The organism is Paraburkholderia sp. SSBN10T, assembly GCF_056619545.1.
In genome coordinates this window covers 224,839-250,150 of the sequence record NZ_JBWQQI010000001.1, presented here as the reverse complement: position 1 = coordinate 250,150, position 25,312 = coordinate 224,839, and the positions used below count along the sequence as shown (strand labels likewise).

General features: G+C 63.6%; 27 protein-coding genes. 18 read left to right on the top strand and 9 right to left on the bottom strand.

Features of this window, described 5'->3' with window-relative positions; translation table 11 throughout:
- Window positions 1-36: 36 nt before the first annotated feature.
- Complete coding sequence (locus AC1ECK_RS01165; RefSeq protein ID WP_480315061.1) at window positions 37-1,347, top strand: NAD(P)/FAD-dependent oxidoreductase; 1,311 nt, start codon at window positions 37-39, stop codon at window positions 1,345-1,347.
- Window positions 1,347-2,651, top strand: a complete 1,305-nt coding sequence (locus tag AC1ECK_RS01160) for an NAD(P)/FAD-dependent oxidoreductase (protein WP_480315059.1) — start codon at window positions 1,347-1,349, stop codon at window positions 2,649-2,651. Before AC1ECK_RS01165 ends, AC1ECK_RS01160 begins: the two co-directional genes overlap by 1 nt.
- Window positions 2,652-2,717: 66 nt before the next feature.
- Here the strand turns inward: AC1ECK_RS01160 and AC1ECK_RS01155 are convergent, their stop codons facing one another.
- Window positions 2,718-3,131 (bottom strand): RidA family protein, encoded by a 414-nt coding sequence (locus AC1ECK_RS01155; protein WP_480315057.1) that lies wholly within the window; start codon window positions 3,129-3,131, stop codon window positions 2,718-2,720.
- A 326-nt stretch (window positions 3,132-3,457) separates the two neighbouring features.
- Between AC1ECK_RS01155 and AC1ECK_RS01150 the strand changes: the two genes are divergently transcribed.
- The 6 genes from AC1ECK_RS01150 to AC1ECK_RS01125 all read left to right on the top strand — a co-directional run bounded on the left by AC1ECK_RS01150 (window position 3,458) and on the right by AC1ECK_RS01125 (window position 7,620).
- Entirely contained in the window at window positions 3,458-4,147 is a 690-nt protein-coding gene (locus AC1ECK_RS01150) for a DUF969 domain-containing protein (protein ID WP_480315055.1), read from the top strand.
- Window positions 4,144-5,097 carry a DUF979 domain-containing protein gene (locus AC1ECK_RS01145; protein ID WP_480315053.1) on the top strand — a complete coding sequence of 318 codons (954 nt, stop codon included), beginning with the start codon at window positions 4,144-4,146 and terminating at the stop codon, window positions 5,095-5,097. Before AC1ECK_RS01150 ends, AC1ECK_RS01145 begins: the two co-directional genes overlap by 4 nt.
- 21 nt (window positions 5,098-5,118) lie before the next feature.
- Window positions 5,119-6,129 (top strand): DUF2891 domain-containing protein, encoded by a 1,011-nt coding sequence (locus tag AC1ECK_RS01140; protein ID WP_480315052.1) that lies wholly within the window; start codon window positions 5,119-5,121, stop codon window positions 6,127-6,129.
- A gap of 174 nt (window positions 6,130-6,303) precedes the next feature.
- Window positions 6,304-6,657 (top strand): hypothetical protein, encoded by a 354-nt coding sequence (locus AC1ECK_RS01135; RefSeq protein WP_480315050.1) that lies wholly within the window; start codon window positions 6,304-6,306, stop codon window positions 6,655-6,657.
- 131 nt (window positions 6,658-6,788) lie between these two features.
- A complete protein-coding gene (locus AC1ECK_RS01130; protein ID WP_480315048.1) occupies window positions 6,789-6,923 on the top strand; it encodes a hypothetical protein in 135 nt (44 codons plus the stop codon).
- 460 nt (window positions 6,924-7,383) lie between these two features.
- A complete protein-coding gene (locus AC1ECK_RS01125; RefSeq protein ID WP_480315046.1) occupies window positions 7,384-7,620 on the top strand; it encodes a hypothetical protein in 237 nt (78 codons plus the stop codon).
- Window positions 7,621-7,657: 37 nt separating this feature from the next.
- Here the strand turns inward: AC1ECK_RS01125 and AC1ECK_RS01120 are convergent, their stop codons facing one another.
- Window positions 7,658-8,062: a hypothetical protein gene (locus AC1ECK_RS01120; protein WP_480315045.1), complete on the bottom strand. Its 405-nt coding sequence runs from the start codon at window positions 8,060-8,062 to the stop codon at window positions 7,658-7,660.
- A 143-nt stretch (window positions 8,063-8,205) separates the two neighbouring features.
- Between AC1ECK_RS01120 and AC1ECK_RS01115 the strand changes: the two genes are divergently transcribed.
- Window positions 8,206-8,463: a hypothetical protein gene (locus tag AC1ECK_RS01115; protein WP_480315556.1), complete on the top strand. Its 258-nt coding sequence runs from the start codon at window positions 8,206-8,208 to the stop codon at window positions 8,461-8,463.
- Window positions 8,464-8,486: 23 nt separating this feature from the next.
- Here AC1ECK_RS01115 and AC1ECK_RS01110 read toward each other — a convergent pair whose 3' ends face one another.
- The 4 genes from AC1ECK_RS01110 to AC1ECK_RS01095 all read right to left on the bottom strand — a co-directional run bounded on the left by AC1ECK_RS01110 (window position 8,487) and on the right by AC1ECK_RS01095 (window position 12,140).
- Window positions 8,487-8,834, bottom strand: coding sequence for a superinfection immunity protein (locus AC1ECK_RS01110; protein ID WP_480315044.1), 348 nt, complete (start codon window positions 8,832-8,834; stop codon window positions 8,487-8,489).
- Between the two features lie 197 nt (window positions 8,835-9,031).
- The gene (locus AC1ECK_RS01105) at window positions 9,032-9,697 is read right to left on the bottom strand and encodes a glutathione S-transferase family protein (protein WP_480315042.1); all 666 of its coding nucleotides are present in this window, start codon (window positions 9,695-9,697) and stop codon (window positions 9,032-9,034) included.
- Window positions 9,698-9,815: 118 nt separating this feature from the next.
- The gene (locus AC1ECK_RS01100) at window positions 9,816-11,081 is read right to left on the bottom strand and encodes an ATP-binding protein (protein ID WP_480315040.1); all 1,266 of its coding nucleotides are present in this window, start codon (window positions 11,079-11,081) and stop codon (window positions 9,816-9,818) included.
- A 678-nt stretch (window positions 11,082-11,759) separates the two neighbouring features.
- The gene (locus AC1ECK_RS01095) at window positions 11,760-12,140 is read right to left on the bottom strand and encodes a TraR/DksA family transcriptional regulator (RefSeq protein WP_480315038.1); all 381 of its coding nucleotides are present in this window, start codon (window positions 12,138-12,140) and stop codon (window positions 11,760-11,762) included.
- A 283-nt stretch (window positions 12,141-12,423) separates the two neighbouring features.
- Between AC1ECK_RS01095 and AC1ECK_RS01090 the strand changes: the two genes are divergently transcribed.
- Window positions 12,424-12,804, top strand: coding sequence for a DUF6566 family protein (locus tag AC1ECK_RS01090; protein WP_480315036.1), 381 nt, complete (start codon window positions 12,424-12,426; stop codon window positions 12,802-12,804).
- Here AC1ECK_RS01090 and AC1ECK_RS01085 read toward each other — a convergent pair.
- Window positions 12,719-13,630, bottom strand: coding sequence for a LysR family transcriptional regulator (locus tag AC1ECK_RS01085; RefSeq protein WP_480315034.1), 912 nt, complete (start codon window positions 13,628-13,630; stop codon window positions 12,719-12,721). The genes AC1ECK_RS01090 and AC1ECK_RS01085 overlap by 86 nt on opposite strands.
- A 257-nt stretch (window positions 13,631-13,887) precedes the next feature.
- On the opposite strand from AC1ECK_RS01085, the gene AC1ECK_RS01080 reads away from it, so the two are divergent.
- The 6 genes from AC1ECK_RS01080 (at window position 13,888) to AC1ECK_RS01055 (ending at window position 20,054) form a co-directional block, all read left to right on the top strand.
- Window positions 13,888-14,598, top strand: coding sequence for an SDR family NAD(P)-dependent oxidoreductase (locus tag AC1ECK_RS01080; protein ID WP_480315033.1), 711 nt, complete (start codon window positions 13,888-13,890; stop codon window positions 14,596-14,598).
- A 59-nt stretch (window positions 14,599-14,657) separates the two neighbouring features.
- A complete protein-coding gene (locus AC1ECK_RS01075; protein WP_480315031.1) occupies window positions 14,658-14,888 on the top strand; it encodes a tautomerase family protein in 231 nt (76 codons plus the stop codon).
- Window positions 14,889-14,952: 64 nt separating this feature from the next.
- On the top strand, window positions 14,953-15,879 hold the full coding sequence (locus AC1ECK_RS01070; protein WP_480315029.1) for a LysR family transcriptional regulator: 927 nt from the start codon (window positions 14,953-14,955) through the stop codon (window positions 15,877-15,879).
- Window positions 15,880-15,996: 117 nt separating this feature from the next.
- Complete coding sequence (locus tag AC1ECK_RS01065) at window positions 15,997-17,202, top strand: YbfB/YjiJ family MFS transporter (RefSeq protein ID WP_480315027.1); 1,206 nt, start codon at window positions 15,997-15,999, stop codon at window positions 17,200-17,202.
- Window positions 17,199-18,455 carry an MFS transporter gene (locus AC1ECK_RS01060; protein WP_480315025.1) on the top strand — a complete coding sequence of 419 codons (1,257 nt, stop codon included), beginning with the start codon at window positions 17,199-17,201 and terminating at the stop codon, window positions 18,453-18,455. Before AC1ECK_RS01065 ends, AC1ECK_RS01060 begins: the two co-directional genes overlap by 4 nt.
- Before the next feature lie 189 nt (window positions 18,456-18,644).
- A complete protein-coding gene (locus tag AC1ECK_RS01055) occupies window positions 18,645-20,054 on the top strand; it encodes an MFS transporter (RefSeq protein WP_480315023.1) in 1,410 nt (469 codons plus the stop codon).
- A gap of 125 nt (window positions 20,055-20,179) precedes the next feature.
- Here the strand turns inward: AC1ECK_RS01055 and AC1ECK_RS01050 are convergent, their stop codons facing one another.
- Window positions 20,180-21,334 carry a porin gene (locus AC1ECK_RS01050; RefSeq protein WP_480315021.1) on the bottom strand — a complete coding sequence of 385 codons (1,155 nt, stop codon included), beginning with the start codon at window positions 21,332-21,334 and terminating at the stop codon, window positions 20,180-20,182.
- 160 nt (window positions 21,335-21,494) lie between these two features.
- The gene (locus AC1ECK_RS01045; protein WP_480315019.1) at window positions 21,495-22,424 is read right to left on the bottom strand and encodes a LysR family transcriptional regulator; all 930 of its coding nucleotides are present in this window, start codon (window positions 22,422-22,424) and stop codon (window positions 21,495-21,497) included.
- A 113-nt stretch (window positions 22,425-22,537) separates the two neighbouring features.
- Between AC1ECK_RS01045 and AC1ECK_RS01040 the strand changes: the two genes are divergently transcribed.
- A complete protein-coding gene (locus AC1ECK_RS01040; protein ID WP_480315017.1) occupies window positions 22,538-23,950 on the top strand; it encodes a M20 family metallopeptidase in 1,413 nt (470 codons plus the stop codon).
- Between the two features lie 52 nt (window positions 23,951-24,002).
- Entirely contained in the window at window positions 24,003-25,289 is a 1,287-nt protein-coding gene (locus tag AC1ECK_RS01035; protein ID WP_480315015.1) for an MFS transporter, read from the top strand.
- The last annotated feature ends 23 nt before the right edge of the window (window positions 25,290-25,312 follow it).

Sequence of the window (25,312 nt, the reverse complement as noted above, 5' to 3'; positions counted from 1 at the left end):
GGCGTCGCACTTCGGCATCTCGTCTGTTTTCTGCCTATGCTCCGGTTCGCGAACCAGCCCCACGCCGCCTCGTACTATGCGGCCACACTCAACGATACAACCCGTCACGCCCCCCTCGATGGCCCTTTGAAGGTGGATGTCTGCGTGATCGGCGCCGGCCTTACCGGCATCTCGACAGCACTGAACCTCGCCGAACGCGGCTATTCCGTCGCGGTGCTCGAAGCCTCGAAGGTCGGCTGGGCCGCAAGCGGACGTAATGGCGGCCAGTTGATCGGCGGTTTTGCGTGCGATATGGACACGTTCGGCAAGCATATGCCCGCCGCAGACGTCAAACGTGTGTGGGAGATGGGGCTCGAGACGCTGGAGATCGTCAAGGATCGCGTCGCACGTCACCAGATAGACTGCGACCTGCAATTCGGTTACTTCCACGCCGCCAACAAACCGCGGGATGTCACTGCGTTGCGGCAATGGCGCGATGAAGCGCAAAGCCGCTTTGGCTACGACCGTTTCCGCTATATCGAGCGGGATGGCTTGGGCCATTATGTGCAGTCGACCCGCTATCTGGGCGGCCTGTTCGACCCGGACAGCGGTCATTTGCATCCGCTCAATTACACGCTGGGGCTCGCTCGCGCCGCAAGCGCCGCGGGCGTACGGATTTTCGAAGACAGTTGTGTGACCCGCATCCGCAACGCCGGCGGCGCGAGCAACGGCAATGGCGGGCACGTAGTAGAAACCGCTCGCGGCCAGGTACAGGCGCAATTCGTCGCGCTCGCCTGCAACACCTGGCTCGGTGCGCTGGCACCGGACGTCGCGCGCAAGATCATGCCGGTCGGCACCTATGTGATCGCCACCGAGCCGCTCGATCCGGCACGCGCGCAGGCCTTGATGCCGGCACAGGCGGCCATCTGCGATAGCCGCTTCGTGCTCGATTATTTCCGGCCCGCCCCCGATCACCGCGTGCTGTGGGGCGGCAAGGTCAGCTACTCGACGTTCGCGCCGCGCAATCTCGGCGAAGCGATGCGCCGCGATATGCTGAAGACTTTCCCGCAACTGGCCGACGTCAAGGTCGATTACGCGTGGGGTGGTTTCGTCGACATCACGATGAATCGCGCGCCGCATTTCGGACGCCTCGCGCCGACGGTGTATTTCGCGCAGGGCTTCTCGGGGCACGGCGTCAACACCACGGGGCTCGCCGGCAAGCTGATCGCCGAGGCGATCGACGGCCAGGCCTCGCGTTTCGACCTGTTCGACAAGATTCGCCACCGCGATTTTCCGGGCGGCGCTACACTGCGCACCCCTGCCCTCGTCCTCGCGATGGCCTGGTATCGAATGAAGGATTTGCTTTAATGACCGAGAGTCTCGACCGCCGCGCCGATGCGCTGATCCAAAACTCCTATTACGAAGCGAGCGCCGCGCGCCCGCTCGTCGACGATCCGATGCTGGAAGGCACGCTCGAAGCCGACGTGTGCGTGATCGGCGCGGGCTTCGCTGGGCTTTCGGTGGCGCTCGAATGCCGGGCGCGCGGCTTGTCGGTGGTGGTGCTCGAAGCGCACCGACCGGGCTGGGGCGCATCGGGTCGCAATGGCGGCCAGACGCTGGTGGGCTTCGCCAAAGACGAGATCATCGAAAAGCAACTCGGCCTCGACGGGGCGCGGGCGGCCTGGGCGATGTCGGTGGAAGGCGTCGCGCTGGTGCGCGAGCGCATCGGGCAATACGGAATCGATTGCGATTTCACGCCCGGTTATCTGACCGTCGCGACCAAACCGAAACGCGTGCCCGATCTGCGGGCGTGGATGGATCAGGCGTCGTCGCGGATGGGCTACACGAAGCTCTCATGGCTCGATACCGATGAGATCCGCGCTCGCGTCGCTTCGCAGCGCTATCTGGCGGGCGTCTACGATCCGTTCTCCGGGCATCTGCATCCGCTCAAGTACTGTCTCGGTCTCGCGGACGCCGCGCGGCGCGAAGGCGCGCAGTTGTTTGCCCATTCGCCGGTGCTCGAAATCGTGCGTGGTGCGCGGCCGGCGGTGCGCACGGCGAACGGTGAAGTGCGCTGCCGCTTCGTGGTTGCGTGCGGCAACGCGACCATCGGCAATGTGCTGCCCGCGGCAATCGCGGCACGCATTGCACCGATCGCCTCGTATATCGTCGCCACCGAATCGCTTGGCGAAGCGCGGGCTTCTGCGCTCATCGCCGGACGCGAAGCGGTGTGCGACAACAATTTCTTCCTCGATTACTTCCGTGTTTCGGCCGATCACCGGGTGCTGTTCGGCGGACGCGCCAGTTCGACCGGCGCAGCGCCCGCCCAGTTGTCGGAGCAGATTCGCAAGCGGATGGTGGACGTGTTTCCGCAAGTGGCCGATGCCCGCGTCGAATTCGCATGGGGCGGGTCCGTGGACGTCACGCGCAATCGCGCGCCCGATTTCGGCTCGATCGATCCGAATTATTTCTACGTGCAGGGGTTTTCCGGGCACGGGGTGGCGTTGACCGGGATTGCGGGGCGCGTGGTTGCGCAGGCGATTGCTGGAGAAACGGCGGCGTTCGATCTGTTCGCGAAGCTGCGTCATGCGCGCTTTCCGGGGGGAGCGGCGTTGCGTGGGCCGGCGCTTGAGTTGGGGATGTTGTATCACCGCATCCTGGAGTTGTTGTAACGCCCATGCGGTAATCGGCTCACCGGATTCCTTCACCCGAGAGGTATCTTGGGAAGCAAATGCAACTTACCCGCGAGTCGCAGCGACAACCTTGATTTCGACGATCAGCTCGGGACGTGCGAGCGCCGCGATGCCGAGGATCGTCCACGCCGGAAAGTCTGAGCGGATATAGCGCTCCTTCACTTCGCGAAACGCCGCGAGTTGCGAAGCGACATCGACGTGATAAGAAACCAGTTCGACCACGTCCGTGAAGTCGAGACCCAGATGCTTGAGCACCGCTTCGATACGCTTGAACGCGACGTCGATTTGTTCCTTCGGATCTTCCGGGATCGTTCCATCGGCACGCAGACCGATTTGACCGGCGATGAACACCAGACCGTTTGCCGTCACGGCAGGCGAGTATTGGAACAGGTCGAAAATACGATTGCTTCCGAAAGTCGCATCGTCTTCGGGAAGACGCAGACGCTCGATCTGGCTCATGACAGTCCTTCAATCAGCTTGTTTAGCACGGGGAATGTGAATCCAACGTGCCCCCACTCTACCTGACCGGTCAGTCTGTCGTCTGTATAGCTCAACGAGTCTGTTTAGCTGTTCCCCAATTCGCATCTCCGGCTTAGGAAGCGCAAGGACACCACACACCCACCCCCCGCGTTTACCCTGATGCACCACTTTATCGACTATTTATCGATAATTTCTCGTGTTAGATTTCCTCGCCGCGATTGATGCTATCTGGATAGCGCACGCGGTCAGCCGACGCGCGTCGTGACCTGCGCGCATCGCCGCCACACAGCGAGACGGGAGGAAACATGCTGGTTCTGATAGGAATACCGATCGTCGTGATCGGCTTCGCGCTGCGCTTCAACGCATTGCTGGTGGTGACGATCGCGGGCATTGCCACGGGTCTGGCAGGCGGCCTGCACACGGTCGAGATCATCAGCGGGTTCGGCAAGGCTTTCGCCGAGAACCGCTATATGGGCCTGATCTGGCTGACCTTGCCCGTCATCGCCCTGCTCGAACGCAATGGCCTGAAAGAACAGGCGCGGCACCTGATCTCCCGCTTGCAGGCGGCCACCACCGGCCGCGTGCTGATGCTGTATTTCGTGATCCGCCAGATCACCGCCGCCCTCGGGTTGACTTCGCTTGGCGGTCACGCCCAGATGGTGCGTCCGCTGATTGCGCCAATGGCGGAAGCCGCCGCCGCCAACCGCTACGGCGAGCTGCCCGACGAAGTGCGGCAACAGATTCGCGCGAACGCCTCCGCCGTCGACAACATCGCCGTGTTCTTCGGCGAAGACATCTTCATCGCCATCCAGTCGATTCTGCTCATCAAAGGCTTTCTCGAGCAGAACGGCGTGGTGGTCGAACCACTGCATGTTTCCGTGTGGGCGATTCCGACCGCGGTCGCCGCGCTGCTGATCCATTGCGCCCGCCTGCTGCTGCTCGACCGCAATCTGTCGTATCGAATGAGCGCCCAGCGCCGGAGCCTCGCGCGATGACAATCAAGCTCGAAACCGTCTACGTCCTCGCCGGCCTGATGTTCGCCGCGTTCGCCCTGTTCAGCTTGCAGGACCGCTCGAATCCGCGCCGTATCGTCAATTTTCTGTTCTGGGGCATCTACGCCCTCACGTTCATGTTCGGCGGCGAGCTGCCGCACTTCGTCACCGGCTGTCTCGCCATCGCGCTCGCGTTGATCGCCGGGTCGGGCAAGCTCGGCAAAGGCAAGCCCGACAGCGCGAGCGATGCGGCCGCCAGCCGCCGCGAAGCCCATGCGCAGCGCTTCGGCAACAAGCTGTTTATTCCGGCGCTGCTGATTCCATTCGTCACCCTGGTGGGCACCTTCACGCTCAAGTATGTGCCGTTCGTCGATCCGAAGAGCGTAACCCTCATTTCGCTTGTGCTGGGCACGCTCGTCGCGTTCGGCGTGGCGCTTCTGATGTTGCGCGATGCGCCGGTCCACGCGCTCAAGGACGCCCGGCACACGATGGACGCGGTCGGCTGGGCCGCCATCCTGCCGCAGATGCTGGCCGCGCTCGGCGCACTGTTCGCGGTGGCCGGTGTGGGCCACGTCGTCTCCGAACTCGTCAAGGCGTGGATTCCGCTCGATTCGGCATTCGCGGTGGTTGCCGCGTATACGTTCGGCATGGCCCTCTTCACCATGATCATGGGTAATGCGTTCGCCGCGTTTCCGGTCATGACGGCGGGCATCGGCCTGCCGCTGATCGTCCATCAATTCCACGGCAATCCGGCGATCCTCGGTGCGATCGGCATGCTGTCCGGTTTCTGCGGTACGCTGATGACGCCGATGGCGGCCAACTTCAACATCGTGCCCGCTGCCCTGCTGGAACTGAAGGATCAGAATGGCGTCATCAAGGCGCAATGGCCCACTGCGTTGCTGCTGTTGATCGTCAACACGATACTGATGTATCTCTTCGTATTCCGCTTTTGACCTGCCCCCGACGAGGCGCCGATGACTGCTAAACTCACTTCCGCTATCGCATCGAAATTTGCCAATCTGGCACTGGATCACCTCACCCGCGAGTATCCGAACAAGCTGACCCACTCGCTTGCCGGTCCGCAGGACGTTCAGGGACCGCGGGCACTGCACCCGATCTTTTACGGCAGCTACGACTGGCATTCGTGCGTGCACGGCTACTGGCTGCTTCTGCATCTGCTCGAGCGTTTCCCCGCGCTGCCCGAAGCCGCACGCATCGTCGCCGTGGTGGATGAGCATTTCACCGAGGCCAACGTGGCCGGCGAACGCGCGTATCTCGACCTGCCGCACAATCGCGGCTTCGAGCGGCCGTACGGCTGGGGCTGGTTGCTGGCGCTGTCGGCACAGATCGACAAGCTGGAACTGCCGCAGGCCGCCCGCTGGAGTAAAACCTTCGCACCGCTAACCGAAACATTCGTCGAGCGTTTCGAAGAGTTTCTGCCAAAGGCCACTTATCCGCTGCGAGTGGGCACGCATTTCAACATGGCGTTCGCACTCGCCTTGACGCTCGATTTCGCACGGCAAACCTCGCGCGATTCCCTGGCGGCGCTGGTGGTCGAAACGGCGCACCGCTGGTATCTGAATGACGTCGCCTGCCAGGCATGGGAACCGGCGGGAGATGAATTCCTCTCCCCGTCGCTGATGGAAGCCGAGTTGATGCGCCGCGTGCTGCCGGCCGAGCCGTTCATCGCATGGTTCGGCGCGTTCCTGCCGGAGCTTGCGGCACGCCGGCCGGCCACGCTGTTCGAGCCGGTTACCGTGACTGATCGGACCGACGGCAAGATCGCTCACCTCGACGGCCTGAATCTCAGCCGTGCCTGGTGCCAGCGCTCGCTCGCCCGCGCGCTGCCGGCCGACGATGCGCGTCGCGCGCTGCTCATCGAGGCGGCCGAGCGCCATCTCGACAGCGCGCTTGCACATGTCGCCGGGGACTATATGGGCGAACACTGGCTTGCAACGTTCGCGACGCTCGCGCTCGAAGCGTGACGACAACCCGCTCATTGATCGGGAGATTTCCTCGTCGCGAAAATTCACCGCGGGAAAGCAACCTGCAAGCAAGCTGAGTCACGACGCTCGCCGGCGTGTTTGTAAACACTAGACACAAATGTTCCGGAACTTGGCTCCGACGCTTCTTTCTTAGGAATATCGAGGGAGAACGTCATGTTGCGCGTCATTGCGGCGCTCGGGATCGTGGCAGCTCTGGCCGGCTGCGCCGTCGCGCCAGGTTATGGGTATCCGTACTACGGGCAGGCCTACTACGCGGACCCCGGTTATCCGTACGGCTATCCATATGGATACGACTACGGCTACGTGCCCGCCTACGGTTCAATCAGTATCTGGGACGGCGGCGGTTGCTGTTACTACCACGGGTATGGCGGCCACTACTGGCACGGCGGCAGTGGCTGGCATGGTGGCAATGGCTGGCATGGCGGCGGCGGTAACTGGCACGGTGGCGGTGGCCATGGCGGCGGTCAGTGGCAAGGCGGGGGAAGCAGCGGTGGACATGGCCACTAGCTTGCTTGCACCCCAGCCGTCACTGCGAACCCGCGCCTCAGGTTTTGCACTTCCTTGACATTGATGTCACAGCAGCGGCGATAAGATAGGGGGCCGTTCAACAACAAGGTCCGTCCGACCAGGGAAGCCCCATGAAGAAAGTTCTGTTTGCGCTCACGTTCGCCGCTGTCACCGTCGGTGTCGTCACGCCCGCCTATGCCGACTATCACCATCCGGTGTGCCACAAGGTGAAGGTCCATCATCATTGGGAAAAGCGCTGCCACTAAGACCCGTCAATCTTCATCGAGGCGCCCTGACTTGCCGCGCAGGCTCGCTGCCCGAGTGCCTTACAGCGAGCTAAACCGATATCAGCCACCCACAAAAAAATGGCCGCAGATTGCTCTGCGGCCATTTCCATATGCGCGGCTTCTACTCGCCGCGTTCTCTTCTGTGCGCCCACTCCGGCGCGGCCCCGTTTAGATCCCCGTACTTATGATTAGCAACACTTGGTTACGTTTGGTTACAGTCTACCTATTTCGCGGCCGGTTTCCATCATGGTTTTCCTTGATGACGATGGCCTGTTCCACGCTCCGCCGCGCCCCGCCTGCAACCGGCCAGCGTCTGCGCCCAGCGCGCCGCACCCTGTCAACATAGGGAGCTTGCCATACGATAAATATGATCTAAAGTATTAATCAGACAAAACAATGATGGATCTATTCCAAGTACAAACCATCACGGGGGCAGGACATGCTTACACTGATCGATCAGGACATCGCGCACATCGCGCGGGTCATGAAGCCGTCTTTATGCGGGGATTTCGGCGGCCCCATTCTGCCACCCGAGTACTGGCGCAAACGTCTGTACCAGTTGCTCGACGCTCACCACGTCACCAAAACCCAGCTCAGCTCCATCGACGATTTGCTGCTGCAACTCGACGAGCTGGATGCGGCCATTCTGCACGGCAAGGCAACTGTCGATATCTAGCGCGGCCATCTGCCCGTTAACGCAACGCGGCGGTGTGCTACGCGTCGCCGTCACGCTCGTCCCGCTTCGGCTGCGAGGTCGAATCCTCGTCGACGCGCAGCAAGCGGCCGGCGTTCGCAATCACGATAAACGTGCCGACGTTATGCAGGATCGCAACCCACACCGCCCCCAGCCAACCCATCGCCGCGAGCGCGATAATCTCCACGGTCCAGAGCAGCCCGATCACCGCATTGATGGTCGCGGTGCGGCCGCAGCGCCGGCCAAGGCGGATACAGGTCGGAATACGCCGTAGATCGTCGCCGAGCAGCACGATATCGGCAGACGCCACGGCAATATCGATGCCCCGTTCGCCCATCGCAATACTGGTTGCGCCGGCCTTGATCGCGAGCACGTAGCGTCGGGCAGCGGGTTGTAGAGGCCCGAGGCGCACGGTATCATCCATGCCGAACGCCTACGGTCACGCAGGCACGAACGGCCACCGAGGGTGGCCGTTGGTTTTTCTGCCGCCGGGTGCCGGGCGGTGCATATCCGATGCCCCCGCCCGCGCAAATTCAGGTCAAGCGCACCCACTTTCTCTTTGCCATCATGGATATCAACAAACAACTCGCCGCCCTCACCACGTCCGAACTGCAGACGGCCGGCGCCAGTCAGGCGACCGCGATTGCCGTGAGCGTGCTGCTGCGCCACCTGCAATCGCCCGAGCTTTCAAAACTGCTGTCGAGCGCCTTCGAAAACCATCAGGCCGTCATGTTGCAAACGCCGTGGCCCGAGCAAATGCTGCAGTCGTTCGACGCGACGCGGCGCTTTCTCGAAGGCGCCGCCAAACCGCCCGCCGGCGACTAAGCCGCGCGCGGCGCGGCTCCGGCTCAAGACTGACGCGCCAACACGCCGGCACGGGGCCGCACGCGCAGCTTGCCGGTCATGCGCCGCTGCAACGCGGCACGATGCTCTGCATGCATGACCAGCTTTTCGATCGTGACCCGCGCCACCGCGCGGCGGGTCCGGCGCACCAGATGGGTCAGACGCTTCTCGGTTGCCGGACGGCGCGCCCACATGAATGCCGCGATCCAGCCGATCACGGTCCAGCCGAGCAGCACATTCACCATCGTGATGGCGAAAGCGTCGTCGCGATTGCGCGCGTCGGCTTCGATCGAGGGGATCATATAAAGGGTAAATGCGCCGAGAACGGCCACACCCTCGAGTATCTGCACCATGACATCACCTCACTTTTCTACTGCTGTATTCCATTGCTTGGGGACGCGCTGTTCAACCACCTCGACAGCGCGATAGTGGAGAGAAGTTTAGGGGAACCCTATCGAAAGTCTATGCCGATAGATTGAAATCACAGTTGTGAGATCGCTAACAATCGCCCCCGAATCACCCTCCAGATAGCCCCAACGCCCCGCGCCGCTCAGTCCCGATCAGGCGCGCCGAGCGGGAACAGCGGGCGGTACGGACGCGCTTCGTCGACGGCGCGCGCAAAGGACGGCCGCGCCAGCAGCCGTTGCCGGTAGGCCAGCACATTCGCAAACGACGGGTCGATCCGATGCGTCCAGTCCGCGTAGAACAGGAACGGCGCCGCCGCGCAATCGGCGAGGCTAAAGCGCTCGCCCGCGGCCCACTCGCGCCCGGCCATCGTCTTGTCCAGCCAGGCGTAAGCGGTATCGAGCATTGCGCGGGCGGCGGCGACCCCGCGCGGATCGCGCTCGTGTTCGGCGCGCAGGCTATCGTCCACCACCTTTTGCTGCGGCGTCGAAATGTAGTTGTCGAAGAAGCGGTCCATGCTGCGCACCTCGAGCGCGGCGCGCGGGTCCGCCGGCAGCAGCGAGACCGGCCCCGGATGGTACAAGCCCAGATACTCGACGATCACGGTCGCCTCGACCACCGTACGGCCGGCGTCCACGTCGACCAGCACCGGAAACTTCCTGAATGGCCACAACGCGGTGAGCTCCGCCATCAATTGCGGGTTGTCGTAGGCGATCTGGCGGAATTCGAACGGCGTATGGTTTTCGTACAGCGCGGTGATGACCTTCTGGCAGTACGACGAAAAGGGATGAGCGTAGAGCTTCAGTGTCATGGCGGCCACCTGGGTTCGTGAAGGAAAGCTGCCGGGCGCTGACGGCCTGCGAGCATGCTTTACCCTACGACGAATCGCGGCGCCGAAAATCGACAAGGCGCGAAAGTTCACGCGTATTTCAATCTGTCGGCAAAACGAGGCGCACCCACAGACCGCCATCGGGATGATTGCCCAGCTTGAGACTCGCGCCGCAACTGCGCGCGAGCCTCGCCACCACGGCGAGACCAAGACCCCAGTGCTGGCTGCTGCCCTCGGTGGCGTTCAGGCGTACGAAGGGCGTGGTGGCGCTCGCCATTTCGCTCGCGCGAATGCCAGCGCCGTGATCGCGCACGCTGAGAAGCCAGCCGCGCGCATCGCGTGAAGTCCTGATCTCGATGGGCGGCTCGCCATGTTCGAGCGCGTTGTCGACCAGATTGGACATCAGGCGTTCGAGCAGCGGGCGCGGCATCACGAACTGCGGCCCGGCCTTCAGATCGCAGGCGAACAAGGCGCCGTCCATGCTGCCGATCATCGAGAAGCGGTCGCGCAAGAAGCCATCGACGGAAACGACCTGCTCTACGCCGTTGCCGCGTCCCGCCACCTGGAGCAGTTGCTGGGCGATGTCCGAAAACGAATCGATGTCTTCGACGAAGGCCACCCGCATATGCCACTCGTTGACTTCGAGGGCGCGGCTGCGCAGCCGCGCCGCCTGATGCTCCATATGCCGGGCGAGTCCCGCAAGCGCCGCCGCCTGTTCTTCGAGCGCCTCGTTGCGGCGCCGCGACATTTCATTGAACGCGCGCACGACGCGACGCAACTCGTTCGGCCCTTCTTCGCGCACGGTCGCGGCGACGCGACGGCTACACGCCATGTGAGCCGCTTCGGCCGTTTCGCGAGCCGCGTGAGCCACATTGCGCAACGGGCGCTGCATGCTCCACAGACCGAGGCACGCGAGCGCAAGAATCACCAGCGACAGGCCCCACTCCGCGAAAGCGAAGCGGGAATCCATCGGCCATGGCTCAGGAAGTGCATCGGACCATGCCGGATTGTCGCGAGCCCTGTCGGACGTGTACGGCGCCCACGTGTCGGCGGCATTGAACAAGCCGGCGGAACCCGGCGCCTCGTACGCTGCCGGGCGAAAGTCGACAATTCTCGGCCGCGCCGCGAGGTTGGGCTTCATCACGGCGGGCACCAGCGGAACAGGCGCCACCGGCACCGCGGCAAGCGGCTCGGAGACCGTATCCAGCCTGTCGTCGGGACCAAGACGTTCGGTGAAGACGGCAGTCTGCAGCGCGCTTGCGTCGTTGCTTGCCGCAGGCGCGGATACCAGCAGCATGACGCCTGCCCGTACCGAGACCAGCACCACCATCACCAGCAAAATGGTTCTTACAAACAAGGTATTCAACGATTCCTCTTCGTTGTCAGTCGGAAGTTGCACCGCCCGCAGCGGGCAGCGAACTTCGGGCAAGTCAAATAGTCGCCGTCATGGGTAAAGAATCCGCCATGGCGTCCGTTAACCTTTAGAAAGACGGGAATGGGAACACGCGAGCCTGCGAGGCAAACTTGCACGGCGATAATCCCTCACGCCGGCGACATTAGAACCTACGATTAAGGCCCCTTGGGCGACAAGTCCTTACACAATCTTTCCATCCCTTTCAGGATGCGTCTTGCATAAAGCCGCCATAATACTTTGGCAACGTCCGCAGACGCCACTCGCGGCTAGTTGCGCGACTAGTTATTGACGGTTCGGGATTCGGGGCGACCTCGCTCCTTACGTTTCCGTTCCATTTTCTGGTAACCGCGATGATGCGGAAATAGCCGCGTAATTTTCGCAATGACGCCGGCCGGCAGCCCCTGGCGACTTCCCTCACCGTTGCCGCACGTTCATTTCCGGCTCCTGCTATCCGTTGCTGTTGAAATCGCACCCAAACGGTTGATGGCCGGCAATCACGCACCAGCGTGCGCCAGCCCGTATATGTTTAGCATTGCGAATACTAAATTCACCCTCGAATTCCATGAATGAATCGAGGACAAGAGAACATCGGTCTTTCCGATGATAGACATTGGACGGCCTGTCCGTCGCTCAGCGGCCTGCCTCGCGGCGGCCCTGCTCTTCAACGGTGTAGATAGCCTCCGGCATGGCCTCGAGTCGGGCCTTGGGTATCGGATCGCCGCTTTCGTCGGAGAAGCCGTAGGTGCCTTCGTCGATCTTCCGCAGCGCGCGCTGGATATCGCCAATGCGCTGGTCGTTCACGTTACGCAACGACTGGTTGATCTCGTCCTGTGCCATTCCTTGCGCGTCGTCCTCGAGCTCCTGTGCTTCGTCGCCGCGCTGCTCCCGCGACGCCCGTTCGTCCGCAATGGCATTTTCCTTGCTGCCCAGCAGTTCCCGGCGCAGCACTTCGAGGCGCGTGCGTTGCTGCGCGATAAACGCCTCGCTCAAGTTCCCCTGTTGATCCGGCATGGTTCTCTCCCTTACCTAGAATCGTCGACGTTGTCCACGTAATGATCTACCGCGACTTTGCATTCGTCCATCTCCAGCAAAAGATACGAATCCTTGTGATTTCCTCATACGAGTGCGAGGCTTCACGCTGAATGGATCGGTTTTCAATAGCCACGGCGTTGCGGCGCTCGCGCGCAACGCCCTCGTGCCGCGTGGCCGAAATTGCGGCATGATGGCTCAAGGTGTAAGACATGCACGTCAGGTTACAACCGGATGTCAGTCGCGAACGTTAAAGGAGAGTGCGATGCCGGCAAGCACTGTTTCGTATCGCGGCTTTGAGATCGTCGTGCGCGCTGAGACCAACACGCTCGGCGCCCGGGTCGCCAATGTCAGCCTGAAAGACAGCGCGGGAAAGGTCGTCGAACTTCGCCCCATGACCGTTCAGCCCGAATGGCTGACAGAACAGGAAGCGGTTAGAGACGCGGTCGAATGGGGTCGCCGGTTCATCGATCGTGAATTCAACGCGCCGCAGCCCCACTCCTGGGTTGCCGAACGCTCCCGTGCGGAAGTCTGGTTCCGTGACACGGAAGAAAAGCGAGCTACGCTTCCAGCTTTTCCATCAAAAAGTCCACGAAACTGCGCACCCGCGACGACAGATGCCGAGCGTGCGGATACAGCAGGATGAACGGCCGCGAGCACCCGCCATAGGGTTTGAGCAGTTCCTCGAGCGTGCCATCCGCGAGCTCCTTCTCGACCACGAACCGATAAGTCTGGAACAGGCCCGCCCCATGACGCGCCAGCGTCACACCAGCCAGCACGTCGCCCGATGAGCCATAGCCGCCGCGCGTCTCTATCTCCACCGCCTCGCCCTCGCGCATGAACGCCCACGGGATATTGCGGCCGCTGCTCGGCAACTCGAACTGGATACAGTCGTGGTTGATCAGATCGTCCGGCGCATCCGGCTTGCCGGCTTTGCGCAGATACGCGGGCGACGCCACGACAACGAGTTCCGCGTCCTCGAGCTTGCGCGCAATCAGACCGGAATCGCGCGGCGCGCGCCCGCGAATCGCCAGGTCGAAGCCTTCTTCTGCGAAGTCGATGTTGCGGTTACTGAGGTGCGTTTCGACGCTGACCTGCGGGTAGCGCGCACGAAACTCCGCCAACAGCGGCAGCACGCGGTAATGGCCGTACGGCGTCGGCATGCTGATTCTCAGGACGCCGGCCGGCGTGACCTGTTGCCCCGTCGCTTCCCGCTCGGCGTCCGCGAGTTGTCTCAGGGCCATCTGGCATTGCTCGAAGTACCGCCGTCCCAGATCGGTCAGGCGGATCTGCCGCGTGGTCCGCACGAACAGCCTGACACCGAGGCGCTTTTCCAGGCGCGCCACCGAACGGCTGACCGCGGCAGGCGTGACGCTAGCCGCGGTCGCAGCGGTCGTGAAACTTCCCAGCTCGGCGGCAAGGCAGAACAGTTCGATGCTGCCTAGAAGAAGGTCGTCAAATTGACGCTGCATGGTCGCTCCATGGCGCCTGCCACAACGCAGGCGAGCATCGCATGGTACGACAACCCTCCTCCCTGCGCGAAGCGGACCTGCGAACGCCCCCCGCCGGAATCCCCCAACGTTGCCGCACCCGATTTGTTCCGCCGGGTCACAGGTGTTTGTCCACGGCGGGTATTCGAACCTGACGCCGACGCGCCTAGAGTAAGCCCCTATCGGAGCCGCAGGCCCGATCGGCAAGACAGCCGATTCAACTTATTCTGAGGTTTATCATGAGCGATTCACACAAGGTCGTTGTCGTTACAGGTGCGTCACAAGGCATTGGCGCAGAGGTGGTCAAAGCGTTCCGTCAACGCGACTACCGCGTCGTTGCCACCGCACGCAGCATCAAGCCGTCGGAAGACCCCAACATCCTGACCATCGCGGGCGATATCGGCGATCCCGAGACCGCTCGCCGCGTGATCAGCGAAGGCGTGGCGCGTTTCGGCCGCATCGATACCCTGGTCAACAACGCCGGCATCTTCATCGCGAAGCCTTTCACCTCCTACACCGCCGAAGACTACGCCGCCATCACCGGCGTAAATCTCGCCGGCTTCTTCTACATCACGCAACTTGCCGTCGCCGAAATGGAGAAGCGTTCGAGCGGTCACGTCGTCAGCATCAGCACTACGCTGGCCGACCAGGCGATCGACGGCGTGCCTTCGGTACTCGCCTCGCTGACCAAGGGCGGCCTGAACGCGGCTACCCGGTCGCTCGCGATCGAATACGCCAAACGCGGCATTCGCGCCAACGCGGTCGCGCCGGGCATCATCAAGTCGCCGATGCACGCGGAGGAAACGCATGCGGCACTCGGCGCGCTCCATCCGATGGGCCACATGGGCGAGATGAGCGATATCGTGCAAGCCATCCTGTATCTGGATTCCGCACCTTTCGTCACGGGCGAGATCCTGCATGTCGACGGCGGCCAGAGCGCCGGCCACTGAGCATAAGCGGGCGCCGCCAGGCGGTGCCTTGTTCGTCACCCACTATCAAGGAGAACACCATGCCGATCGTCACGATTCAGGTGACCCGCGAGGGCACCAAACCGGGCAACGACTCCGTCACCGCGGAAGAGAAAGCGCAACTGATCAAAGGCGTGAGCCACCTGCTGCTCGACGTCCTGAACAAACCGCTCGAAGCGACCTTTGTCGTGATCGAAGAGGTCGAGACGGAGAACTGGGGTTGGGGCGGCCTGCCGACCGACGAGTATCGCAAGCAGCGTGGCTTGAAATAGGCGCGCTGCGGCGCCTGCGCGGTAGACTTCGGGAGGCAATCAGGCCACCGACGATCTCACGCAAATGGACCGAATCGACGCGATGAAGGTGTTCGTCGCCACGCTGGACGAAGGCAGTCTGGCAGGCGCAGCCCGCCGGCTTGGCCGCTCGCCGGCGGCGGTGAGCCGGGCGATCGCCTTCCTCGAAGAGCACACCGGAGCGGCCCTGCTGCACCGGACCACGCGCACCATCAAGCTGAGCGAAGCAGGCGAACGCTATGCGTCCGCCTGCCGGCGCATCCTGACCGAGCTCGAGGAAGCCGATCTGCTGGTCGCGGACGAAAAGTCCGCGCCGCGGGGTCTGCTGACCGTGACCGCACCGGTCTCCGCCGGCGAGGATGTGCTGCGCCAGATCCTGGACGATTTCATCGAACGCTATCCGGATGTCTCGGTACGCCTGCAATTGCTCGACCGCCCGGTCAGCCTGATCGACGAGGGCATCGACGTGGCGCTGCGCATCGCGCATCTGCCCGACTCGACCTTGATCGCGATACCCGTCGGCGAAGTCCGGCGGGTCGTCGCCGCTTCGCCGCGCTACCTCGCGAAGCACCCGCGCATCGACGAGCCGGCCGATCTCGCCCAGCACCAGATCATCTCGATGACGCATTTCGGCCTGGATTCGTGGAGCTTTCCGCCGGCGGGCCATTCGACGATTCCGCTCGTGGTGCAATTCACGCCGCGTTTCATCGTCAACACGATCCGCGCCGCGGTCGCCTCGGCGGTGGCCGGCCACGGCGTCACGCGCCTGTTCTCCTACCACGTGGCCCAGCAGATCAAGGAAGGCACGCTCAAGATCGTCTTGCGCGATAGCGAACATGCACCGCTCCCCGTCCATCTCCTGACACCGCAAGGGCGCCTTTCGGTCCCGAAAGTACGCGCTTTTGTCGATTTCGCGGCCCCGCGCCTGCGCCGCCATTTCAAGCAGTTGCAACTGATTACCGGCACTGATTGAATCGGCCGGCGGAAGAATGTCTTCCGTAACGAGGCGATTCTCTCCTGAATCGGTTCAATCTAGACTGACTCCATCAAAAACAGGTACCTGGCTGGCGCCTGGTGTAGCGGAGGCAGCATGGATTACGCAGCGTTGGGCAAATCAGAAGCGCCGAGCTTCAACGTGTGGCGGGGCACCGTGGCAGGCGCCAGCGCGAGTCTGGTCGGCATCGGGCTGGCGCGTTTCGCTTATACGCCGCTGCTTCCGGCCATCATCGGCGCACACTGGTTCGAGGCCTCGACGGCGGCCTATCTCGGCGCGGCGAATCTGGGCGGCTATCTTGCCGGGGCGCTCGCCGCGCGCTTGCTGGTCAAATGGTCGTCGCCCGCCACCGTCTTGCGGGCCATGATGCTGCTGGCGGCCATCGCCTTCATCGCCTGTGCGTTCCCCGTGTCGTTTCTGTGGTTCTTCTTGTGGCGCTTCGCCTCGGGGTTGTCCGGCGGCGCGCTGATGGTGCTCGCCGCACCGACGATTCTGGCGCACGTCGCGCCGTCCCGGCGCGGCTTCGCGGGCGGCGCCATCTTCACCGGCATCGGTCTGGGGATTGCGGCGTCGGGGACGATCGTGCCGCTGCTGCTGCGCCAGGGGCTGACCCAGACGTGGCTCGGACTGGGCGTGGTGTCGCTGCTGTTGACCGCCGTCGCATGGAGTGGCTGGCCGCAACAGGACCCGTCGACGCCCCCGCCCGCCCCTTCCCACGCTGCCCATCGCAGCGCGCATCCGGCACCGGCGCTGCGCGCGCTGTACGTGGAGTACGCGTTGAACGCGGCCGGTCTGGTTCCGCACATGATCTTTCTGGTGGACTTCGTCGCCCGCGGGCTCGGCAAGGGCGTTGACGCCGGCGCGCAGTACTGGGTGTTGTATGGCCTCGGCGCCATCGTCGGTCCGCTGCTCACCGGCCACTTGGCCGACCGTGCCGGTTTCGGCCCGGCGCTGCGCGCCGCCTATGTCATGCAGATCGTCGCGGTTGCGCTTCCGGCGCTCGGGCTCGGGCCCGCCGGGTTGATGGTGTCGAGCGTGGTGGTGGGCGCGTTTACGCCGGGCATCGTGCCGCTCGTATTAGGCCGCGTGAATGAACTCCTGGTACACCATCCTGCCGCGCAGAAAGGCGCCTGGAGCAAGGCCACCACCAGTTTCGCCGTGCTGCAAGCCGTCGCGGCGTATGGGCTGTCTTTCCTGTTTTCGGCGAGCGGCGGCAACTACCTGATGCTGTTCGCGATCGGCGCCGCTTCGCTGACACTCGCTCTGGCTGTCGACCTGTTTGCTGCGCTGAGGAAGAAATGAATCAACCTGCTCACTCCCTGTTGCGTCCCGCTCACCAGCGGACCTCGGCCGGTTACGCCGAACGCAATGAGAACCACTGGAAACGCAATCTCGCGGTCTGTGTGTTCGGTTCGTTCACCACGCTCGTCAGCCTGAGCATGCTGCTGCCGTTCCTGCCGTTGTATGTCCGGCAACTCGGCGTCGAATCGCAGTCGGCAGTCATTCAATGGTCCGGGGTCGCATTCGGGGCGACGTTTCTCGGGACGGCGGTCACTGCGCCGCTGTGGGGACGTCTGGCCGATCGCTACGGCCGCAAGCCGATGCTCGTGCGCGCGGCGATCGGCATGGCCGTGGTGATGTCGTTAATCGGCGTCGTCCATTCGGTCCATGAACTGGTCGCGCTTCGTCTGATCGCCGGCCTGGTAGGCGGCTACTCGTCGGCCTCCACCGTGATGGTCGGCTCGCAGGCGCCGCGTGAGCGGGCCGGCTGGGCGTTGGGGATCCTGTCGACCGGCGCGCTCGCGGGCAACCTGGTTGGACCGTTGATCGGCGGGCTGTTGCCGGAGTGGATCGGGATTCGCGGCACGTTCTTCGCCGGCGGGGCGATGATCTCGGTGGCGGCGTTGCTCACGATCTTCGTCGTGAAGGAAGACTTCGATCCGGCCGACCACGCGAGGCATCGAGCCGCCGGCCAGAGCGCAGCCCCAATCCGGCGGGCGAACTACGCGGTGGTAGCGGCGCTTCTTGTAACGGCGATGATGGTTCTGCTCGCGAATATGTCGATCGAGCCGATCATCACGGTGTATATCGGCGCTCTCGGCGTTCCGGCCGCACACCTGGCTCGCATCGCGGGCGTGGTCATGGCGTGCTCCGCGTTAGGCAGCATGTTGACGGCGGCCCGGCTGGGCGCGCTGGCGGACCGCATCGGTAGCTGGAATGTCATCATCGGCTGTCTGGTGCTCACCGGCCTCGTAATGATCCCGCAGGCCTTCGTCGTAGCGTGGTGGCAGCTTGCTGGATTGCGCGTGCTGATGGGGATGACCCTCGCTGGACTCCTGCCGTCCATCGCCAAGCTGGCCAGACAATCGGTCGACGAAAGCAAGACCGGGCAAATGCTCGGCTATCTGCAGTCCGCGCAATTCTGCGGTCAAGTCGTCGGCCCTGTGATCGGTGGCGCGATTGGAGTGTCGCTTGGACTGCATTCGGTGTTCTTCGTCACGGGCACGCTGCTGGTCGCATGCGCGGGACTCGCGCTGTGGGCGAGGAAAACCTGAGTTGAGCCGCACCTCCATGATTCATATATTCTTCGACCTAGTAGCCAGTCAATAATATATTGGACAGTTACCCCGGCGCATCGCATCCTTAAGTGCCCACGAAACTCCGGCGCCGCCCGGCGGCCTTTGGACGACTGCATCGACAAGGGCGCAAGGCGCGGCCATCCGCATCCCCTGTGAAGAAGAACAATGAGCGAGACTCCAACCGCGTACGCGACTGCGACTGCCGGCGTGAACCACCCGATGCGCATCTGGCAGCTCGTATCGATGATGGCGGCCACGTCACTGGGCTACTTCGTCGTGCAACTCGATGTCTCGATCGTCAACCTCAGCTTGCCCGCGATACAACAGTACTTTCAGATCGACGTGGCGATGCTGCAGTGGATCGTCAATACCTACACGCTGTCGTTTTCCGTTGTGCTGCTCTCGGCGGGCGTGCTCGGCGACCGCTACGGCAGCAAAAATTTTCTGCTCCTCGGCTACGCGGTCTTTTGCGTCGCATCGCTCGCCTGCGGCATGGCGCCCACGGTGCCCACCATGCTGGCGGCCCGCTTCGTTCAGGGCATCGGCGCAGCGATCATCGTGCCGAATTCGCTTGCGCTCATCAACTGGTCGCTTCGGGACAACAAGAGTCTCAGGCTGACGCTGGTGTCCATCTGGATGGCGTTTGGCGGCGCCGCGCTGACCTGCGGTCCGATTTTCGGCGGCATCATCAATTCCGTTGCGAACTGGCGCTACATTTTTTTCATCAACCTGCCGGTCTGTGCACTGGGCATGGTTCTCACGGCGAAATACGTGAGGGCTACGCCACTGCGCAAGGCGAGGAAGCAGGACTGGATCGGCCAGGTGCTGATTCTCTGCTTCGCCACCACGCTTCTGGTTCTTATCATCAATTACGCCGGCCTGTCGCGCGAGGCGAAACTGGCGCTCATGGCGGGGGCAGCGGCGGCGTTCGTCTTGTTCATCCGGCTTGAGAACCGCTTGCACGACCCGGCGATTCCACTGGAGATTTTCCGCAACATCGGACTGCAGAAGGCATTGCTGATTGCCGTGATGGTGAATTTCGTCTACTTCGGCATGGTGTTCTTTTCGAGCCTGTATTTCAGGCACTATCTGAAGATGACGGTGTTGCAGGCCGGCCTCGCCTTCATACCGATCACGCTGCCGCTGATCGTCTCCAACCTGTTGAGCGCCAGGATCAGCAAGACGCACGGCCCGCAGCGCGCCATCGCGATCGGCTTCGCGCTGATGATTCCCGGCTTGCTGTACCTCGCCCTCCCCGCGCTGCGCAACGGCTACGCCTCGATGCTGCCGGCCTTCGCGCTGACGACCTTCGGAACCGGCTTGATTACGCCGACGATCACTGCCATCGCGATGAATTCGATCGGCCCGGAACGCGGCGGCATGATCTCGGCCGTGGTGAATTTCTTCCGGCAGATAGCCGGTGCGTTCGGCGTGGCCGTGTTTGGGATTTTCATGACCTCGGCCGATGGCGAGGCGGCCTATCGGCGCTTTGGCGTGGCGCTGGTTTCCGTGGCGCTTGTCCTGCTGTTCTCGATTGTCATGTTCGCGCGCCTGGAACGAAACAGATCCGCTTAGTGCATTAGCCTCGATGCTACTGCACCTGCCTCGCCGCACTGGCGCATCCGGAAAGACGCGCGCTCCGCCCGATAGAGCAAAGCCACGACGTGAATGCCAGCCCAGCTTATCCCGTGCGAAGGCTCTTAGAACTTGTGCCTTATGCCAGTTATCGCGACGAGCTGGTTGCCGGTCGAAGATGCAGAGAACCCCGTGATGTCCGCGACCGCCGTCTTGCCGGTCGAGTCCGTACCGCTCGCATGCTGGTAGATGCCCGAGATATAGACATCGGTTCGTTTCGACAGGAAATAGTCGGCACCCAGGTTGACCTGCTGATACGTCGCGTCGTTCACGCCATAGCCCTTCGTGTAGTCGTAAGCAACACCTAGCGTCAACGCCGGCGTCACCAGATACTTGAAGTTCGCTTCGGCGTTGTGGAACGCTGCCGTGCCGTGGTAATGCAGCGAGTCGAGCGACGCGAACGCACCCAGTCCGCGGAACTGCGTATTGGTGTACATCGCGCCTAGGGTCGCGTTGCCGATCCGGTACGCCGCGCCCGCCGCGATGATCTGCTGGGTTTGCGCGGACGCATAGCCCGAATAGACATTGCTGGCCGTCATGTTCGACGCGGTGGTGCTCGACGTGCTGTTGTTGCCGAAGAACGAGAAGTTCGGGTCGCGCGCATTCAGGTACGCAAGACCCAGCGACAGCGGTCCGTTGTCGTACCCCGCGCCGAGCGACCAGATCTGGTTCGTGCCGAGGTGCCCGGCGGCGCCGCCAAGGCTGTACACGCCTCCGAACTTCAAGCCCGCGTAATCGATGCTGCGGAACTTGATCGCGTTGTTCACGCGGTTCGTGTTTTGCAGATTGTCCAGATCGCCGGGATGCGCACCGTAGCCGGTCGCCCACTGCGCCGCGGATTCGAACCGCGCCGCGAAGTCCACCACCTCATCGTATTGGCGTCCTAGCGTGAGCGCGCCGAAGCGATCCGACGCCAGCCCGACATACGCCTGCCGGCCGAATTCGTCGCCGCCTTGCAGCAGCTTGCCGTTGGTCACGTTGTAGCCGTTCTCCAGCACGAAAACGGCCTTGATGCCCCCGCCCAGGTCCTCGGCGCCACGCAGCCCCCAGCGGCTGCCCTGCATGTTTCCGCTCGACAGCTCGTAGAGCCTGCTGCCGCCGGAATTGCTGTTGAAGGCGACACCAGCATCGACGATACCGTACAGCGTCACACTACTCTGTGCATGAGCAGTACTAAGGAATAACATTGACGCCGCGACGGCAAGCAGGCTCTTTCTCACATTGATCTCCAGGGTTGAATGGAATCGGGCGCTTCGCGTGTGGTTCGCGAAGTCAGCGTCGATGCACTCTAGCGTCGCAATTTCCCTGGCGTGTTCGAAATCAAACAAGCGGGCTTTGCGCGTGGCGCAAAGCTCGACCGTGCGTTAGCGTGTCGGCGGGTTACGCCGGCTGCGGGTGCCGTGCCTGGGTGCGCTGCAGATCGGCGATCAGGTGATCGAGGCAGAGGGTGGCGAGTCCGGCGAGCGGCCGCGTCGCGGATGTCTTGACCTGCAGGCGGCGCTGCTGCAGCAGCGCGCTCGCGAACGGCACCGCGACGAGCCCGTCCGCGTCGAGCCGGTTCGCGACCGACATGAAGCCCGACAGCATGATCGCGCCGGGAATGACCTGGGTGAAGCGGTACAGCGACGCGACATAGTGGCTCGTGATCGGCGTCACGACGTCGATGCCCTCGACGTTGCAAGCGATGTCGAACAATTGCCGGATCGTCGTGCCGGTGTCCTGCAGCAGCACCGGATACGGATGCAGATCGGACAGCACGAGCGACGGCCGGACGGCGAGCGGATGATCGCGCGACATCAGCGCCATCACCGGCGCGGGCAGCGTGAGGCGCGCCACCACGTCGGGTTCCGGCTTCAGACTGAACGACAGCGCGATCGCCGCGTCGCCGTCCACCAGCATGCGGCTCGCGCGGTCCGACGACGTCACTTCGATCTCGATCACCGCGTCCGGATGCTGCGCGTAGAACGGGCCGAGCGAATTCGGCAGGAAATCGAGCGCGAAGCCCTCGGTGCAGGCGATCCGCAGGTTGCGCTCGCGCCGCGTCTGGTCGCCCTGGATCGCGCTCATCACCGCCTGCCCATCGGCGAGGCTGCTTTGCGCATAGCGCAACAGCATGCGGCCCGCGTCGGAGAGCACCATGCCGCGCGCGTGCCGCTCGAACAGCGGTGCGCCGACGTCGCCCTCGAGCTTCGCGATGTGGCGGCTCAGCGCCGAGACGGTCGCGCCCAGCTTGTCGGTCGCCGCGGTCAGCGACCCGCTCTGCGCCACCACCGAGAAGTAGTACAGCGACGAATCGAGCAGATTGCGCATGGCGTGTCTCACCCGGGGTTTGCGATTTTCGCAAATATACGTTGTTTGATTGCGAATACAAAAAACTTTCGCTGCCGGTAGTCTGGACGTCATCGATGCTCCGACCTCTCTACATGACCCGCTCCACAGCCCTCTTGCACGCCTCCCGCCACTTCGAAAGCGGCGCCTTTCACACCGCGTTGAGCCGCCGCATCGGCCTGCGCACGGAGAGCCAGAATCCGCAGGCCGGGGCAGCGCTGCGCCGCTATCTGTGCGACGAAATCGCGCCCGCGCTGCACGCGCTGGGCTTCACGACCGAGATCGTGGACAACCCGGTGGCGGGCATGCCGCCGCTGCTGCTCGGCGAGCGCATCGAGGCCGCCGGCCTGCCGACGGCGCTGATCTACGGCCACGGCGACGTAGTAAACGGCGACGAGCCTAACTGGAGCGACGGCCGCTCACCGTGGGAGCTACGGGTCGAAGGCGACCGCTGGTACGGCCGCGGCACCGCCGACAACAAGGGACAACATTCGATCAACCTCGCGGCGCTCGCCTCGGTGCTCGCCACGCGCGGCGCGCTCGGCTTCAATGCGAAGGTGATCGTCGAAATGGGCGAGGAAGTGGGCTCTCCCGGGCTCGATGCGGTGTGCGCCCGCTATGCGGAGCGCCTGCGCGCGGATCTGCTGATCGCGTCGGATGGTCCACGCCAGCGTGCCGCCGCACCGACGATGTTCCTCGGCTCGCGCGGCGCGCTGCATTTCCGGCTGCGCGTCGCGAACGCGTTCGGCGCACGTCATTCCGGCAACTGGGGCGGCGTGCTCGCCAATCCCGCGACGGTGCTGGCGAATGCGCTTGCGAGCCTCGTCGACGGCCAGGGCCGGATCCGCGTCAACAGACTGCTGCCGCCGCCGATTCCGCCGCGCGTGCGCGAACTGGTCGCAAAGCTCGAAGTGGGTGCCGATGAAGGCGACCCGCCGCTGTCGAAGGGCTGGGGCGAGCCGGGTCTCAGCGATGCGGAACGCGTCTACGCCTGGAACACGCTCGAAGTGCTCGCGATGCAGGCGGGCAATGTCGGCCGGCCGATGAGCGCCATTCCCGCCTATGCGGAGGCCATCTGCCAGTTGCGCTTCGTGGTCGGCACCGACTGGCTGAACGCGCGCGAGCTGCTCATTGCGCATCTGCGCCGCGAAGGCTTCGACAACGTCGACGTGACGATCGAGGCCTCAGGCAGCGCGACGCGGCTCGACCCCGATCATCCGTGGTCGCGCTGGGCCGAGGCCTCGATCGCGGCGACCACCGGCAAGCCGGTGACGATCCTGCCGAACCTCGGCGGCACGATCCCCAACGAATGTTTCGCGACGACGCTGGGCCTCGCGACCATCTGGGTGCCGCATTCGTATCCGAACTGCCGTCAGCACGCGCCCGACGAGCATCTGCTCGGCAGCGTCGCGCACGAAGCGCTGCAGATGATGGCCGGCCTCTTCTGGGATCTCGGCGAATCGGGACGCGCGGTGCACGACGCGCTTCGAACCTCTGCCGTGCGCTGATTTCCCCACTGCCCGCCTCGGCCCGCCGCCGCTTTCCTCCGGACCTCACGCCATGCAATCCATCGTCACCGATCGACCGTCCGCCCGCCAGGACAACCGGCCGCTCAAGCGCCTGATCGTCGCCAGCAGCATCGGCAATGCGCTCGAATGGTTCGATTTCGCCGCGTATGGCTTTTTCGCGGTCACGCTGTCGAAGCTGTTTTTCCCGACCCACGACGATACGGTGTCGCTGCTGCTGACGTTCGGCACGTTCGGCATTTCATACGTGTTCCGTCCGCTCGGCGCGCTGGTGCTCGGCCGCTACGCGGACCGCCGCGGCCGCAAGGCCGCCCTGCTCGCCGCGCTGTGGCTCACCACGCTCGGCACGCTGGTCTGCGCGCTGATTCCCACCTACGCGAGCATCGGTCTCGCCGCTCCGGTCGGCCTGATGCTCGCGCGCGTGCTGATCGCGTTTTCGACGGGCGGCGAGTTCGGCAGCGGCACCGCGCTGATGATTGAACAGCCGTCCGCGCGCAAGTCGTTTCTGGGTAGCTGGCAGTTTTCCAGTCAGGGGATGTCCACGGTGCTCGCGTCGTTTGCGGGGCTCGCGTTGAGCACCCAGCTCACGCCCGCGCAGATCGAGACATGGGGCTGGCGCATGCCGTTCGTGTTCGGCCTGCTGGTGGCGCCGGTTGGTCTTTACATCCGCCGGCATATCGACGACACGCTGCAGCCGTCCGCAGCGCAGCACGCCGCGCCGGTGCGCGACCTGCTCGCGCGACACCTGGGGCGCGTCGCGCTCGCGGCGGGCATCATGGCGGTCTCGACGGCCGCGAGCTATCTGATGATTCTCTACATGCCGACGTATGCGGTGAAGCAGTTGCATCTGCCTGCGTCGACCGGATTCGCCGCGACTGTTCTGACCGGCGCGATCCTGATGGTGTTCACGCCGCTGATGGGCCACCTCGCGGACCGCTACGGCCGCAGCCGGATGATGACGCTCTCGGCAGTCGTCACGCTGCTGACAATCTATCCGTGCTTCCGCTGGCTGATCGGCGCGCCGTCGTTCGGGGTACTGATGACGATCATGGTGCTGGCCGGCGCGTTGAAGGCGATCTACTTCGGGCCGCTCGCGGCGGTGCTGTCGTCCCTCTTTCCGACCACGGTGCGCAGCACCGGCCTCGGCTTCAGTTACAACATCGGCGTGATGGCGTTCGGCGGCTTCACGCCGTGGCTCGTCACAGCCATGATCAACTGGACCCGCGACCCCGTCTCGCCGGCGCTCTACCTGATGGGCTGTGCGGTGTTGAGCCTCGGTTGCATCGGCATCTATCACCGCTTCATCGACAAACACCTCTAGTTCCCGGACGCGATTTCCGGACG